At 67.0% G+C, this 12,327-nt stretch carries 22 protein-coding genes; 20 read left to right on the top strand and 2 right to left on the bottom strand.

Going from position 1 to position 12,327, the window contains the following annotated elements; all coding sequences use genetic code 11:
• The first annotated feature begins 9 nt into the window (after positions 1–9).
• Both CPY97_RS07985 and CPY97_RS07980 read left to right on the top strand, forming a co-directional pair.
• On the top strand, positions 10–477 hold the full coding sequence (locus CPY97_RS07985) for a ParB/RepB/Spo0J family partition protein (protein ID WP_096421705.1): 468 nt from the start codon (positions 10–12) through the stop codon (positions 475–477).
• Between the two features lie 72 nt (positions 478–549).
• Positions 550–1,800: an IS256 family transposase gene (locus CPY97_RS07980; RefSeq protein ID WP_096423302.1), complete on the top strand. Its 1,251-nt coding sequence runs from the start codon at positions 550–552 to the stop codon at positions 1,798–1,800.
• 24 nt (positions 1,801–1,824) lie between these two features.
• Here the strand turns inward: CPY97_RS07980 and CPY97_RS07975 are convergent, their stop codons facing one another.
• Entirely contained in the window at positions 1,825–2,004 is a 180-nt protein-coding gene (locus CPY97_RS07975) for a hypothetical protein (protein ID WP_096421703.1), read from the bottom strand.
• A gap of 9 nt (positions 2,005–2,013) precedes the next feature.
• Here CPY97_RS07975 and CPY97_RS07970 point away from each other — a divergent pair, with 9 nt between their 5' ends.
• The 3 genes from CPY97_RS07970 to CPY97_RS07960 are packed head-to-tail and all read left to right on the top strand — an operon-like array spanning position 2,014 to position 4,888.
• Positions 2,014–2,760, top strand: coding sequence for a hypothetical protein (locus CPY97_RS07970; protein WP_096421701.1), 747 nt, complete (start codon positions 2,014–2,016; stop codon positions 2,758–2,760).
• Positions 2,757–3,140, top strand: a complete 384-nt coding sequence (locus tag CPY97_RS07965) for a hypothetical protein (protein ID WP_096421699.1) — start codon at positions 2,757–2,759, stop codon at positions 3,138–3,140. Before CPY97_RS07970 ends, CPY97_RS07965 begins: the two co-directional genes overlap by 4 nt.
• Complete coding sequence (locus CPY97_RS07960; protein WP_096421697.1) at positions 3,137–4,888, top strand: DEAD/DEAH box helicase; 1,752 nt, start codon at positions 3,137–3,139, stop codon at positions 4,886–4,888. Before CPY97_RS07965 ends, CPY97_RS07960 begins: the two co-directional genes overlap by 4 nt.
• Here CPY97_RS07960 and CPY97_RS07955 read toward each other — a convergent pair.
• Complete coding sequence (locus tag CPY97_RS07955; RefSeq protein WP_096421695.1) at positions 4,863–5,432, bottom strand: hypothetical protein; 570 nt, start codon at positions 5,430–5,432, stop codon at positions 4,863–4,865. The two genes, CPY97_RS07960 and CPY97_RS07955, sit on opposite strands and share 26 nt — an antisense overlap.
• 174 nt (positions 5,433–5,606) lie before the next feature.
• Between CPY97_RS07955 and CPY97_RS07950 the strand changes: the two genes are divergently transcribed.
• The 15 genes from CPY97_RS07950 to CPY97_RS07890 all read left to right on the top strand — a co-directional run bounded on the left by CPY97_RS07950 (position 5,607) and on the right by CPY97_RS07890 (position 12,321).
• Positions 5,607–5,867: a hypothetical protein gene (locus CPY97_RS07950; RefSeq protein ID WP_150129232.1), complete on the top strand. Its 261-nt coding sequence runs from the start codon at positions 5,607–5,609 to the stop codon at positions 5,865–5,867.
• A 50-nt stretch (positions 5,868–5,917) separates the two neighbouring features.
• The gene (locus CPY97_RS07945) at positions 5,918–6,604 is read left to right on the top strand and encodes a hypothetical protein (RefSeq protein ID WP_150129231.1); all 687 of its coding nucleotides are present in this window, start codon (positions 5,918–5,920) and stop codon (positions 6,602–6,604) included.
• Positions 6,601–6,783, top strand: coding sequence for a hypothetical protein (locus CPY97_RS07940; RefSeq protein ID WP_096421689.1), 183 nt, complete (start codon positions 6,601–6,603; stop codon positions 6,781–6,783). Before CPY97_RS07945 ends, CPY97_RS07940 begins: the two co-directional genes overlap by 4 nt.
• Positions 6,780–7,073: a hypothetical protein gene (locus CPY97_RS07935; protein WP_096421687.1), complete on the top strand. Its 294-nt coding sequence runs from the start codon at positions 6,780–6,782 to the stop codon at positions 7,071–7,073. The genes CPY97_RS07940 and CPY97_RS07935 overlap by 4 nt, the downstream gene beginning before the upstream one ends.
• Before the next feature lie 3 nt (positions 7,074–7,076).
• Positions 7,077–7,307: a hypothetical protein gene (locus tag CPY97_RS07930; protein ID WP_096421685.1), complete on the top strand. Its 231-nt coding sequence runs from the start codon at positions 7,077–7,079 to the stop codon at positions 7,305–7,307.
• Positions 7,300–7,539: a hypothetical protein gene (locus CPY97_RS07925; protein WP_096421683.1), complete on the top strand. Its 240-nt coding sequence runs from the start codon at positions 7,300–7,302 to the stop codon at positions 7,537–7,539. The genes CPY97_RS07930 and CPY97_RS07925 overlap by 8 nt, the downstream gene beginning before the upstream one ends.
• A complete protein-coding gene (locus CPY97_RS07920) occupies positions 7,539–7,916 on the top strand; it encodes a hypothetical protein (RefSeq protein WP_096421681.1) in 378 nt (125 codons plus the stop codon). The genes CPY97_RS07925 and CPY97_RS07920 overlap by 1 nt, the downstream gene beginning before the upstream one ends.
• The gene (locus CPY97_RS13815) at positions 7,913–8,044 is read left to right on the top strand and encodes a hypothetical protein (protein ID WP_269457817.1); all 132 of its coding nucleotides are present in this window, start codon (positions 7,913–7,915) and stop codon (positions 8,042–8,044) included. The genes CPY97_RS07920 and CPY97_RS13815 overlap by 4 nt, the downstream gene beginning before the upstream one ends.
• Entirely contained in the window at positions 8,037–8,261 is a 225-nt protein-coding gene (locus CPY97_RS07915; RefSeq protein WP_150129230.1) for a hypothetical protein, read from the top strand. Before CPY97_RS13815 ends, CPY97_RS07915 begins: the two co-directional genes overlap by 8 nt.
• 347 nt (positions 8,262–8,608) lie before the next feature.
• Positions 8,609–8,785 (top strand): hypothetical protein, encoded by a 177-nt coding sequence (locus tag CPY97_RS13460; RefSeq protein ID WP_161494100.1) that lies wholly within the window; start codon positions 8,609–8,611, stop codon positions 8,783–8,785.
• Between the two features lie 47 nt (positions 8,786–8,832).
• Positions 8,833–9,117 (top strand): hypothetical protein, encoded by a 285-nt coding sequence (locus tag CPY97_RS07910; protein ID WP_150129229.1) that lies wholly within the window; start codon positions 8,833–8,835, stop codon positions 9,115–9,117.
• 429 nt (positions 9,118–9,546) lie between these two features.
• Entirely contained in the window at positions 9,547–9,837 is a 291-nt protein-coding gene (locus CPY97_RS07905) for an HNH endonuclease (RefSeq protein WP_096421675.1), read from the top strand.
• Positions 9,838–10,021: 184 nt separating this feature from the next.
• Positions 10,022–10,486 (top strand): terminase small subunit, encoded by a 465-nt coding sequence (locus CPY97_RS07900; RefSeq protein ID WP_096421673.1) that lies wholly within the window; start codon positions 10,022–10,024, stop codon positions 10,484–10,486.
• Positions 10,410–12,095 (top strand): terminase large subunit domain-containing protein, encoded by a 1,686-nt coding sequence (locus CPY97_RS07895; RefSeq protein WP_096421671.1) that lies wholly within the window; start codon positions 10,410–10,412, stop codon positions 12,093–12,095. The genes CPY97_RS07900 and CPY97_RS07895 overlap by 77 nt, the downstream gene beginning before the upstream one ends.
• A 16-nt stretch (positions 12,096–12,111) precedes the next feature.
• A complete protein-coding gene (locus CPY97_RS07890) occupies positions 12,112–12,321 on the top strand; it encodes a hypothetical protein (RefSeq protein ID WP_096421669.1) in 210 nt (69 codons plus the stop codon).
• Positions 12,322–12,327: the final 6 nt, after the last annotated feature.

The following is a 12,327-nucleotide window of genomic DNA, read 5'->3' as shown; positions in this document are numbered from 1 at the left end:
GACCCCGCCATGCCCGGCAAGACCGCCACCCCCACCCTCACCGTCGTCAACCTCAACCCCGCTGACATCCGCGTCGATGCCAACATCCGCCGCAACGTCAAGACCGACCGAGGCTTCTGGGCCTCCGTCAAGCAGGACGGCGTCGTCGTGCCCGTCATCGTCGAGCAGACCGACGACGGCTACCGCCTCATCGACGGACAACGCCGCACCCTCGCCGCCACCGACGCGAAACTCGACACCATCCCCGCCGTCGTGATCGACCCCCTCGCCGACGACGCCGGCCGCATCATCCGCCAACTCGTCGTCAACGAACACCGCGAGCAGCTCACCGACGCCGACCGCACCGCCGCCTTCCAAACCCTCTTCGACCTCAACGTCTCCGCCGACCAGATCGCCCGCAAGACGAAGACCCCGAAGGCGCGCGTCGAAACCGCCCTCAAGGTCGCCGCGTCCCCCCACGCGGGACTGTCTGAATAACGGTGTGTGGGGTCCGGCCTGATCCGAAAGGAGACGGCCGTGGCTGACACGACCGAGTTGTTGGAAGACGCGATGATCGATCCCGTGACGGGAGAGATTATCGATCAGAAGGACCTTGCCGAGCGGTTGCTCGCGCAGGCGAAGGAGCAGGGCGTGAGCCTGGTCGGCCCGGGAGGGCTGCTGAACCAGCTCACGAAGAACGTCCTCGAGACGGCGTTGAACGCGGAGCTGACCGAGCATCTCGGGCACCAGCATGGCGGGACGCCTGCCGGGTCGAACATGCGCAACGGGACACGGACGAAGACGGTTCTCACCGAGATCGGCCCCGTGGAGATCGAGGTCCCCCGGGATCGCGACGGGTCGTTCGAACCGGTGATCGTCCCCAAGCGGAAGCGTCGCCTGGACGGGATCGATCAGATCGTGCTGTCGCTCAGCGCCCGCGGACTCACGACCGGGGAGATCGCCGCGCACTTCGACGAGGTCTACGACGCGAAGGTCTCCAAAGACACCATCAGCCGGATCACGGAGAAGGTGGCCGGTGAGCTCGCGGAATGGTCCTCCCGACCGTTGGACCCGATCTACCCGGTGATCTTCGTCGACGCGATCGTCGTCAAGGTCCGTGACGGGCAGGTCCGCAACACCCCGTTCTACGTCGTCATGGGCGTCACCGTGCACGGGGAACGCGACATCCTCGGGATCTGGGCCGGCGACGGCGCAGAAGGCGCGAGGTTCTGGCTGCAGGTGTTCACCGAGCTGAAGAACCGTGGCGTCGAGGACGTGTTCATCGCCGTCTGCGACGGGCTGAAGGGACTCCCCGAAGCGATCAATACCACCTGGGAGCGGACGGTCGTGCAGCAGTGCATCGTGCACCTGATCCGCAACAGCTTCCGCTACGCCGGCCGCCAGCACCGTGACGCGATCGTGAAGGGACTCCGACCCGTCTACACAGCCCCGTCCGAGGCTGCGGCCCGGGACCGGTTCGCCGAGTTCGCGGCCGAGTGGGGCGGCAGGTATCCGGCGATCGTGCAGCTATGGGAGAACGCGTGGGCCGAGTTCGTGCCGTTCCTCGAGTACGACGTCGAGATCCGAAAGGTGATCTGCACGACCAACGCGATCGAGTCGATCAATGCCCGCTACCGGCGAGCGGTCCGCGCCCGCGGACACTTCCCGAACGAGGCCGCGGCGCTGAAGTGTCTCTACCTTGTGACCCGGTCACTTGACCCCACCGGGGGCGGCAGGGCACGCTGGGCGATCAGGTGGAAGCCCGCGCTCAACGCGTTCGCGATCACCTTCGCCGGACGGTTCGACAGAACCAATCACTGAAAACCGCCGGACCTCACACACCGTTTAACGGACACTCCCCCCCACGCGGCCGCCGCGATCGAGAAAAACGTCCCCCTCGACCTCGCCGCGGAGATCCTGGAGTTCGACGACGATCCCGACGTCGCAGCCGAACTCACGGACGTCGCCGCGACCAACCCTGGACAGTTCGCTCACCTGATCCAGCGCCGCCGGCAGGAACGCCAAGAACGCGAAGTGATCGCCGCGGCGCTCGCCGAGCTCGAGCAGGCAGGCGCCCGCGTCATCGCTGCATTTGACCGGTACGAGCACAAGGGCCCCGAGAAGTACCTCGACGAACTGTCCGCCACCGCCGAAGGCGCCGCGAAGTACACACGGTTCGACGCAGAGAAGCACGCAACGTGCCCTGGTCACGCCGTGATCGTGCGCGCCGGCTACGACTGGTCCCAGGAAGGCACACGATCGGCCGTCGCGAACATCACTCCCGTCTGCACCGACTGGAAGGCGAACGGCCACTTCGTGCGCGGCCGCGCGACGGCCACCGCCGGCGGCGCGATCGACGACGACGAGAAGGCCCGCCGCAAACTCGCCCGCGAGAACAACAAGGCCTGGTCGACCGCGACCGTCGTCCGCGTCGAGTTCGTCAAAAACCTTCTCGCCGAAAAGGAGCCGCCCGCCGCGTGGGAGGGATTCGTCGCGCATTTCCTCGCTCGTGGGGGAGTGGAGGACTACCGGATCCGCTCCTTCACCGAGCAGCTGCTCGACATCCGATCCGACCGCCTCAAGTGGCTCAAGGAGAACCCGACCCGCGCCGCCCACATGTGCCTCGCCCACGCGATCGCCGCGATCGAGGGCCAGTACGAGTACGCCAAGAAGGGCTGGGACCACTCACTCACGCCGAACTACCTCGCTTGGCTGTCCGGCTGGGGCTACACCCTCTCCGACGTCGAAGAGGCCGCGAAGGCCGCGAAGGCGAAGAAATGACCGCCTCCGCCGCCACAGGCCTCGCCGTCGCTGCACTGGTCGGCGCCCTCTCCACACTGCGCCCGACCTACACGAACGAGGCGGACCTGCAACGTGCGATCGCCGACCACCTCACCGAGCGCGGCTACACCGTCCAGCGGGAGGTCGAGCTCAGCGGCGCCGACCGCATCGACATTTACCTCCCCGTCCTGCGGTTCGGCATCGAAGTGAAGATCAAAGGCAACCTCTCCACGGTGGAGCGTCAGCTGACCCGCTACGCCGCCTCACCCGCGATCGACGCCCTCATCCTCGTCACCACACGCGCAAGCCACACCCGCATCCCGCACACCATCAACGACATCCCCGTCGCCGTGCACCCCCTCCTCGAGGCCGGCCTATGACCCGCACCTACGGCACCTACACCCTCGGCCACACCGAAGCCACAGCCATGACCCCCGGCCGACCCACCTGGTACCTCACCCTCGAACCCGACGTCCGCATGCGCGCCCGCCGCATCTTCGGCCGCATCGGACACACCCGCACCGAGCAGGTCACCATGACCCACACCCCAGAGGTATGCACCGACCTCACCTGGTTCATGGACCGCTACCCCCTCACCCCCGAACGACCCGACGACGCTGCGGCGCTCGCCGAGGGCGCGGCACAACATGCTCGAGCTCGCGAGGCGGTCGAGCAGCTCCGTAGTGGCGGTCCGGTGACGCTGCAGCTCGAGCACGAGCCCGCGAAGACGCCGCGCGAGTACCAGCTCGCCGCCGTGCAGCTGCTACGCGCGACCCGCCGTCTGATCCTCACCGATGAGGTCGGGCTGGGGAAGACGTTCACTGGGCTGCTGGCGGTCAATCACGCCGACGCGCGTCCCGCCCTGGTCGTCCCGCCGACGCACCTCCCGCCCCGTTGGGTGACAGAGCTCCAAGAGGCCTTCCCGACGTTCACCTACGACGTCGCGAAGAAGACCGCATTCCCGCCGAAATATGCCGTCGAGGACCTCCCCGACGTCCTCATCGTGCCCTACTCGAAGCTCGAGGGTTGGGCGTACCACCTCGCCGGTCGGATCCGCACGGTGATCTTCGACGAGGTGCAGGACCTCCGACGCGGCACCGTCACCGTAAAGGGCGCCGCCGCAGCTCGCCTCACCCAGACCGCCGAGTACGTCCTCGGCCTCACCGCCACCCCCGTGCACAACTACGGCGGCGAGATCTGGAACCTCTACGACATTCTCGCCCCGGACGCCCTTGGCACCCGCGAAGAGTTCACCCGCGAATGGGTGTCCACGTTCGTATCTCAGAACGCCGTCGTCGCCGACCCAGCCGCGCTCGGCGCCCACCTCCGCGAGCACGGCCTCATGCTCGGCCGCACCCGCAAAGACGTCGGCCGCTCACTCCCAAAGACCGTCAAGGTCCCCATGGTCGTCGACTCCGACCACAAGGCCCTCGCCGACGTCGCCGAATCCGTCCGCCGCCTCGCCGAGCGCATCCTCTCCGACGACGCCACCAACCAAGAGAAGTGGCAAGCCGGCGGCGAGATCGACTGGCAGCTGCGCCGCGCCACCGGCGTCGACAAAGCCCCGCACGTCGCCGACGTCGTCCGCATGCTCCTCGACTCTGAGGAACGCGTCGTCCTGTTCGGCTGGCACCGCGACGTCTACGACATCTGGCTCGACCGCCTCAAGGACTTCAACCCCCGCCTCTACACCGGCTCCGAGACCCCGAAGCAGAAGCAAGCTGCGATCGACGCGTTCTCCGAACCGCTCGACGACGACCGCGACGACCAGTGCCGCATCCTCATCATGTCGCTCCGCTCGGGCGCCGGCGTTGACGGTCTCCAGAAGGTTGCCCGCGTCGCAGTGTTCGGCGAACTCGACTGGTCCCCCCAAGTACACGAGCAAGCCATCGGCCGGCTCCGCCGCGACGGAATGGGCGACGACCCACCCGTCGCCTACTTCCTCCACTCGACCGAGGGCTCCGACCCCGCCCTCCTCGAAGTCCTTCAGGTCAAGCGGCAGCAGGCTGAACCGATCGTCTCACCCGACGGCAAGCTCCTCGGCAACGCCACCATCGACACCGGCCGCGCACGCCGCCTCGCCGAAAGCATCCTCGGACCGGTTACCAGCCGATCGGCCGCCGCATGATCCGCCAGTGCTGCAACCTTCGCCACCATCGCCTGACGGCGAACGGAATTTCCCGCACACGCAGCGCAATGGGACCCGTGAGGCGAGCCGCGCGACCCCACTGCTCAAGCACATCGCGAAGCCTCTCAACATCACGTCGCGACACCTGCAGGAGGCGGTCATCCGGGCGGTGGGAGTTCTCTTCTCGGACGTACGCCTCCACGGACCAAAGCTCGTCAACGCGCCGGCACATCCACTGCCAGAACGGTCGCGCGTGCGGATCTAGCCCGATCAATTCCTCGGGCGGCTCCTCAACCAAGTACTCGTCATCCAGGTGGTCCCTCAGCGGATACGACTCCCAGTGGGCGGGGAAAAAGAACCCCTCGAGCCTCCGCTTCGAGAAGCCGACCCACGGAAGCCGCAACGCAACAAGCTCGCGGCGACGCTCCTGCCAGCTCTTGACTAGCGGAGCCGTGGCGGCGCCAACAAACGCCGTGACTGCCGCAGCCCCCGCCGTAACCCAGACCGAAGGCCAATTGACACCCGCAACCTCAGTCACATCCACAACCGAACTCTACTCACCGGCGCTCGCCGCATGACCCGCCGCAACTTCGACCCCGACTGCACCGTCTGCGACACCGGCGGCCCCATGACCCCCAACCACGACCCCTCACCCCACTGCCAATCCGGTTCCCGCCCCCACTGCACCTGCGACACCTGCTACTAGGAGACCCCCACCATGACCCACACCCCCGATTTGAGGAGCACGGCGCTCGCCGGATCACGTCGTGTTGATGTGGAGGCGGCGATCGCGCCGATCCTGCTTCGAGCGATGGACCGTTTCGACGAGGCATCCTTTCGGCTGGACCAACGTGTTCTGTGGGCTCGGCCTGCAGCGCTCCGCTCCCGTCAGTCGCAGATCCGCGAGCTCGCTCGTGCCTTCTACCGCCTGAACGTGGCGATGAACCGTGCGTTCAGCGCAGGCTTCGGGGGTCGCTGATGTTGCAGGGGTATCCAGCGCACGTGTCGGCGTCGACGTCGTCTGAGTGCATGGTTCCCGCATGCGCTCGCACGCCGGTGCCGGCGGCGGATCTGTGCCCGCAGCACGTGAACGAGCTGACCCGCACGCTGGCGCAGGTCGCTGAGCTGATGGTGCCGTTGCGGAGGTCGACGTTGCGGGTCACGACGCACCGGTCATACACGGCGCGCCCGTCCGGTGGGGGAGAGCCGCGCGACGTGTCGGCGGCGTGGAATCCAGCGGCGACGCCGGTCGCATCCCAGGCGGACGACTACGCCGGGTTCCTGGCGCGCACCGTCATCCGCGAGCGGGTCATGCCGGCGGGTCAGTCGTACGGGTTCACCCTCAACGATCGGCCGGAGCTGCAGCTGACGGTCATCGCGCGCCGGCATGGCGGCTGGCTGGGCCGTTATCCGGAGCTCGGCCCGGACGTGCTCGACTCGATGAAGGGTCTGCTGCGTCGCGTGGAGGCCGCCCTGTCGACGACGCCGGTCCGCCGTGTGCTGCTCGAGCGGGACGGTGAGGCGATCCGCTGCCGCGATGTCGTCCTCGAGACCGACTACGGGCCCGTCCTGTGCGAATCACCCCTGGCCGCGATCCTCGCGTCCGACGACCATGCGACCCCGTCCCGCATCGTCTGCACCGCCGACCGCGACCACACCTCGTATGCGCCCTCCCAGTGGGACGAGCTCGTCACCGCCTGGACCCCGACGGTATGACCCATGACGACCGGTATCTCAACGCGGCCGCAGCCGCCCTGATGCTCGGCGTGTCCGTGAAAACCGCCCGCAACATCGCCGCCTCCGAAGGGTGGCGCCACGACCACGGCAGACCCCGCCGCTGGCACATCGACGACATCCGCCGAACCCGCACCCACCGGAAGGACCACCCCGCATGACCACCACCCGCCCCACCTGGCCTGCCTGGCTGCGCCGCGCAGTCCGCGACAACGTCATGACTCCCGATGCGGCTGACAACCTCGCGCAGAACTACTTGCACCTCATCCCGGTGCCGTCGACGTCGAGCGACGTGTCGGCCCGCTGGCGCCGCCCTGCCCGTACGCGCTCGATCGGCACCCGCATCGGTTACACGATCGGCGCCCTCATAACCATCCTCATCGCCGGCAGCGTCATCACATCCGTCATCGCCCTCATCGTCATGGTGTGGCGCTGGATCCTCGGAGGCTAACCAATGACCACACCCCGCCCCGTCATCGTCGCCTACGAACCCCTCACCGTCGAACTCGAACGCGAAGCCGCCAACGCCATCGACGACTTCATCCGCGACCACAGCGACGAACTCAACGAGGTACTCAAGCCCTACGGCATCACCCACACCGACATCGCACGACCCAACTACCGCCGCTTCGCAACCCCCAACGAAATCAGAACAGCGCTCGCCGAGGAGGCCTCCGATGGCTGACGGAAGGACGCTCGCCATCCCCATGCCGGCGGTAGCGCCGACGGGATTCGAGATCGACAACGCCGAGGCGGTGCATCCCGTCTGGGACATGGTCATCAGCGAGCAGAACGGGCGCGCGCAGTCGATCGAGGACCGAATGCTCATGGCGATCCTTCGGGCAGTGCACGAGGGGCTCAACCGAGTGAAGCCGTGCGCGACCTGCACGCCAGAACCCAGCAAGGAGTCAGCATAGTGAGCACCGAGGCGAGGGCCTACGACATGAGTCGATACCAGCGGGTGATCGGCACGGACGGGAGAATCAGCGGCACTTGGATCGTGCTCTCCGCACGCGGCCGGGACCGTGTGTGCATCCGACCGTACGACGTCACGATCTATGACGAGACGCATCGATCGGGCCGAATTCTCGGTCGCGATGATCTCCTCGCTTGGGTTCGCGGCGACGAGGTGGATGTGCCGAAGCACATGGTCCGCGACCACGTGCGCGACGAGGTGGAAGTGGTTTGGAACGAGCTTAACGAGCTGCTCAAGCTGATCGCTCAGGCGTTCGTCGACGGGCCGCGGGAGCCCGACCGCAACTCGGCTGATTCATCGAACGGAGAAGACCAATGAGCACACCATTCATCGAACGCCGCAAGCGCGAGGGCATTGAAAGCGGGGACGGAACGCCGGACTACACGCGCAGCGACCCGGACGAGGGCGAGTCGGCTGATTCATCGAACGGAGACGACCGTGGCTAAAGACATTGGCATGGAGATCGTGGACGCACGCGACGCTCTCGGCTTCATCGTGCTCAGAAAGACCGATGACGGGCAAGTGGTTGGCGAGATCAAGTCGCTGGCGATCGACAAGCTCTCGGCCGCGAAGATGCTCTACCAGATGGCGAAGCAACTCAAGGCGCTCCACGACGCCGAGACGGCTACGAACGATTCGGCGGAGGCCAGCGATGGCCGGTGACGGAGTGTGCATGGAGTGTGGCGCGACCATCTCACTGTCGAACTGCGCAGAGCCGACCAACCGGTGCGAGCAGTGCGGTCAATGCGACTGCCTTCGCCGTCGGTCTCGGACGGCTGATTCAGGGGAGGCACGCGCATGACGGCCTGGCTGCACCAACGAAAGGGGAAGGTTGTCGGCACTGAGGTCGGCGGTGATGACACCTGGATGAGAGTCAGGCTGCGCGAGGACGCTTGGGCCGATGTGCGTCGCCGTCACCTGTACACAGCTGGCTCGGTTCAGACGTATCGCCGCTCGCTGATGGTCGAGGTAGTGGATGCCGAGTCGGCTGATTCAGGGGCGGCGGAACGATGACGCGCCATATTCAGAACCCGCGCGAGAACCTTTACGCCGCGTCGGTGTGCGGCGATCCACCGATCCTGACGGGCGGCACCTGGTCCCGCGATCGCGCCGACTGCAAGCGATGCATCCACATTTACGACGAGATGTTCCCCGCGTCGCCTGATTCAGGTGCGGCGAAGCAATGAGCGCCGGCGCCTTCCTTTCAGACATGGCCGACCGTAACCTTGAAACCATGCCCCGCCCCACGCCGAAGCAGCTGCTGACGCTGGCGCTCGCCGTAGTCGATCCGATTACTCCGTGGGCGCCGGTGCACATCGTCTCGGGGAAGAACGCGGGCACAGCCACAGTGCGGCGCCTCGTTGCAGACGGATTGCTCGTTGAGCACGATCACCTTCTGACGGCATCGATCAAGGGCATCGAGGCGGTTCGGCTAGCAGACGAAGAGGGTCGCCTGCCGGACGGTGTGCTGGAAGAACAGATCTTGGCCTTGGCGAAGCGTGGACTGCAGTCACGGTAGCGCGAGTCGATAGGGCTTCGACAGTCACGAGTACTCGGTGACTTAGAGCCGGTTTGGATGCGCCGGAAGCGTCCTAGATTGTCTGGGATTGCGACACGCCGAGCCCAATGCGGCGAATTGTCGGTCAATGCCGGGACGTTTGTCGCATAACGTCGGGCGTCCTGCGTCCGTAGTTCGAGCCTCGCGCTGCGGGGCTCTTCCCGTTCCTGAGGGAACTCACTCGCCGCACGGCCCGGGTCATAGGGGTGGCTGGTCGCGCGGTCCGGCCTGATCCTCCGGGCATTCGATGCAGAGCGGATCCTTCGCGCGCCGGCGGTCGGGGCTTGCTCCGCGGGCCGCCGGCGCGCACTCAGACAGCCCGCCGCCGCTCTTCACACCATCCTGACTGCGAGCCCGAGCGGCGGGCGCTCACGTGAGGAGCATCCCCTCATGGCAGGCCGAGACAAGAGCACGAAGGCGCGCCAGTTCCGAGCCGACATGAAGGCGATCTGGCAGGCGATCAACCAGGCCTGCGGGATCTGCGGTCAAGCGACCATCGACTGGGACGCGCCACCGAATCAGCCCGACAGCTTCGAGCTCGACCACATCCACCCGCTGGTCCGCCGCCCCGATCTGGAGTTCGAGCCGAGCAACGTCCGCCCATCGCATCACCGATGCAACCGCTCGCGCGGAGCCGGCCGCCCGATGGCAGTGGTCGGCGAGACATCGGAGGCGTGGTGACGGTATCCCGGATTGAGTTTCGGGGTAGGTAGAGACTCCTACCCGGACGATCGCGACCGGGGAAGGGGGGTCTCAATCCCTGTGGGGATTGGTGGAGGCACCTTCGCCGGCAGTCTTTTCCCCCACCCAGGTTCAATTGGGTCCGCGATCGCGCGTACCCGTCACACATCCAAGGCAGGTTCCCATGCCGCAAACCGAGGAGCAGAGAAAGGCCGCAGCCCGCGAACGGGCTAGGAAGTACCGGCAGAAGAAGGCAGCCGAGCGGGAGGCCGCACGCCAGGCAGAGCGTGACGAGCGTGACGCCGAAGCTCCCCGCACGATGCGGGAGTCGGTGCGCGCTTCGCTCGAGGCGATGAAGTGGCTCGTCGACTCCGACGTCGCCGCCGTGCTGCAGGCGAAGATGCTCGCCGAGCAGATCGACCTGATGACCCACGCCGGCGAGACCACCAAGGCCCTCTCTGCGCACCGCGCGCTCACGACCGTCCTCGATCGGCTCGGAGGAACCCCGACAGTCCGCATGCAGCACGAGCTGCGATCGCTGCGCATGGCGGCGAAGACGGAAGGGGGCAAGGATGGCGACGAAGGCGCCGACACGCCGCCCAACGTCTCGAGGTTCGAGAGGCCGAAGCGCCGGCGCCGCTCCAGCTAAGCGCTACGGCGACGTCACCCCTCGCATCTGGACGAAGCCGCTGCGGAAGCTCACGCCGAAGACGTCTCTCGGCTTCGACGTCATCGAGTTCGCCGACTGGATCCGCAACCGCCTCGAGGAGCTCGCTCGCGTCAATGACGAGCCCGAGCTGCTCGAGCTCGCCCCGCGCCTGCTCGAATGGCAGCGCTGGCTGCTCATCCACGCGCTCGAGCTGCTCCCCGGACCCGACCTCGTATTCCGGTTCCGCACCGTCCTACTCCTCGTCGCCCGCCAGAACGGCAAGTCGACGCTGCTGGTCTACCTGATCCTCTGGCGGATGTACCAAGACGGCGCCCGCATGGTCCTCGGCACCGCGCAGTCCGTCGAGGTCGCCGAAGAAGCCTGGTCGAAGGCGGTCGAGATCGCCGAAGCGATCCCCGAGCTCGCCGACGAGATCGACAAGGTCAAGGAGGGCAAGGGGTCGCAGCTGCTGAAGCTAGACGGGGGAGAGCGCTACCGCATCGCCGCCGCCAACCGTCGAGGCGGCCGCGGCTTCACCGGCGACCTCGTCATTTTCGACGAGCTGCGCGAGCACCAGACCTGGAAGGCGTGGTCCGCCGCGTCGAAGACCACTATGGCTCGCGACCGCGCCCAGGTGTGGGGGGTCTCGAACGCTGGCGACGCGAGCTCGATCGTGCTCCGTCACCTCCGCAAGGTGGCGATCGCGCAGATCAACGGCGAGATCGCCGACGAGATGCCCGACGACCTCGAGATCGACGGTGCATCGATCGGCCTGTTCGAGTGGTCTGCCGGCACGGTCGACGGCACCGAGCGCGGCGCTCCGCTCAGCGTCTGGGACCGAGACGGTTGGGCGCAAGCGAACCCGTCGCTCGGCCACACCATCACCGAGACCGCGATCGCCGCGGCCGCCGCGACCGACACCGAGCACGACTTCCGTACCGAGGTCCTCTGCCAGTTCGTGAACACGGCCGGCTCTGGGCCGTTCCCGACCGGCAGCTGGCAGAAGACGCGTGTCGCGAAGGTGACCCGCGATCGGAACCGGCCCGCAACCTACGGCATCGACATGTCGCACGACCGCACCATGGTGCACGTCGTCATCGCGTTCTGGGACACCGAAGGGCGCCGCCGCGTCGAGCTCGCCGCATCGCGTGCTGGCACCGAGTGGCTGCTCCCATGGCTCCAGAGCACCGACCGCGCCGTCGAGCCTGAGCATGTCACGCTGCAAACCAACGGCGCCCCCGTCTCATCGCTCATCACTGAGTTCGAGGAGGCGGGCATCGAGCTCACCACCTGGGCCGGCCCGGACCTCGCGCGAGCGTGCGGGCTGTTCTTCGATGGGATCCGCGTGGCTGTCGCCGACGACGTCGAGCTCAACGACCACGGTCAGCCGAAGCTCGTCCTCACCCACGGAGACCAGCCGGCGCTCGACGTCGCTGCCACGACCGCCCGCATCAAGGCGCTCGGCGACGGCTGGGTCATCGATCGCCGCAACTCGCCCGAGGACGCCGCCCCGCTCATGGCAGCGATCGGCGCCCACTGGCTGCTCATGACCAACCCCGCCCCACCCGCCCGATCGGCATACGAAGACCGCGGGCTGATGGTGGTCTGACCGAACGAGGTTCCCCATGTTCGCGTTCGCCCGGTTCCTGCTGCGCCGTCGTGTCATCGTCAACCTCGACGACGGCACGGCGATCAGCGGGATCGCCTACAAAGCCGCCGGCCCCTTGCTCGTACTGAAGAAGGCCGAGCTCCTCCTCGCTGGCACCGAACCGACGCCGCTCGACGGCGACACCGTCATCGAACGCGACCGCGTCCTGTTCATCCAGGCGCCGTAGCCAGGA

This window comes from Microcella alkaliphila, assembly GCF_002355395.1.
In the GTDB taxonomy this organism is placed as follows: domain Bacteria; phylum Actinomycetota; class Actinomycetes; order Actinomycetales; family Microbacteriaceae; genus Microcella; species Microcella alkaliphila_A.
This window is presented reverse-complemented; position numbering and strand designations above follow the sequence as displayed.

What these genes read in the sequence shown, in the direction of transcription:
- CPY97_RS07900 (WP_096421673.1), top strand. Translation starts at nt 10,022, where the DNA reads ATGCCGCAAACCGAGGAGCAGAGAAAGGCCGCAGCCCGCGAACGGGCT.
- CPY97_RS07950 (WP_150129232.1), top strand. Translation starts at nt 5,607, where the DNA reads ATGACCCACACCCCCGATTTGAGGAGCACGGCGCTCGCCGGATCACGT.
- CPY97_RS07905 (WP_096421675.1), top strand. Translation starts at nt 9,547, where the DNA reads ATGGCAGGCCGAGACAAGAGCACGAAGGCGCGCCAGTTCCGAGCCGAC.
- CPY97_RS07895 (WP_096421671.1), top strand. Translation starts at nt 10,410, where the DNA reads ATGGCGACGAAGGCGCCGACACGCCGCCCAACGTCTCGAGGTTCGAGA.
- CPY97_RS07945 (WP_150129231.1), top strand. Translation starts at nt 5,918, where the DNA reads ATGGTTCCCGCATGCGCTCGCACGCCGGTGCCGGCGGCGGATCTGTGC.
- CPY97_RS07985 (WP_096421705.1), top strand. Translation starts at nt 10, where the DNA reads ATGCCCGGCAAGACCGCCACCCCCACCCTCACCGTCGTCAACCTCAAC.
- CPY97_RS13815 (WP_269457817.1), top strand. Translation starts at nt 7,913, where the DNA reads ATGAGCACACCATTCATCGAACGCCGCAAGCGCGAGGGCATTGAAAGC.
- CPY97_RS07960 (WP_096421697.1), top strand. Translation starts at nt 3,137, where the DNA reads ATGACCCGCACCTACGGCACCTACACCCTCGGCCACACCGAAGCCACA.
- CPY97_RS07940 (WP_096421689.1), top strand. Translation starts at nt 6,601, where the DNA reads ATGACCCATGACGACCGGTATCTCAACGCGGCCGCAGCCGCCCTGATG.
- CPY97_RS13460 (WP_161494100.1), top strand. Translation starts at nt 8,609, where the DNA reads ATGACGCGCCATATTCAGAACCCGCGCGAGAACCTTTACGCCGCGTCG.
- CPY97_RS07925 (WP_096421683.1), top strand. Translation starts at nt 7,300, where the DNA reads ATGGCTGACGGAAGGACGCTCGCCATCCCCATGCCGGCGGTAGCGCCG.
- CPY97_RS07910 (WP_150129229.1), top strand. Translation starts at nt 8,833, where the DNA reads ATGCCCCGCCCCACGCCGAAGCAGCTGCTGACGCTGGCGCTCGCCGTA.
- CPY97_RS07980 (WP_096423302.1), top strand. Translation starts at nt 550, where the DNA reads ATGATCGATCCCGTGACGGGAGAGATTATCGATCAGAAGGACCTTGCC.
- CPY97_RS07890 (WP_096421669.1), top strand. Translation starts at nt 12,112, where the DNA reads ATGTTCGCGTTCGCCCGGTTCCTGCTGCGCCGTCGTGTCATCGTCAAC.
- CPY97_RS07965 (WP_096421699.1), top strand. Translation starts at nt 2,757, where the DNA reads ATGACCGCCTCCGCCGCCACAGGCCTCGCCGTCGCTGCACTGGTCGGC.
- CPY97_RS07935 (WP_096421687.1), top strand. Translation starts at nt 6,780, where the DNA reads ATGACCACCACCCGCCCCACCTGGCCTGCCTGGCTGCGCCGCGCAGTC.
- CPY97_RS07930 (WP_096421685.1), top strand. Translation starts at nt 7,077, where the DNA reads ATGACCACACCCCGCCCCGTCATCGTCGCCTACGAACCCCTCACCGTC.